We start from the raw sequence: 220 nt of genomic DNA, 5'->3' as shown, positions 1-220 counted from the left end.
TTCCTAGTATCGAAGCCGAATCTTATATTCTTATTGATTATAATTCAGGAAAAGTACTGCTGAAATGAATGCCGACGTTTCGCCGCGATCCTGCAAGTTTAACCAAGATGATGACCAGCTATTCCTAGTATCGAAGCCGAATCTTATATTCTTATTGATTATAATTCAGGAAAAGTACTGCTGAAATGAATGCCGACGTTTCGCCGCGATCCTGCAAGTT

1 pseudogene is annotated in these 220 nt (G+C 39.5%); it reads left to right on the top strand.

The annotated features are described in order from the left end of the window. Positions 1-122: pseudogene (locus BHE89_RS27315) on the top strand (serine-type D-Ala-D-Ala carboxypeptidase); the annotation flags it as partial. Between the last annotated feature and the right edge of the window lie 98 nt (positions 123-220).

This window comes from Shigella sp. FC1967, from assembly GCF_001743005.1.
Taxonomy (GTDB): Bacteria; Pseudomonadota; Gammaproteobacteria; order Enterobacterales; family Enterobacteriaceae; genus Proteus.
The sequence above is the reverse complement of the archived record's forward strand: the minus strand, read 5'-3'. Positions and strand labels throughout refer to the sequence as shown.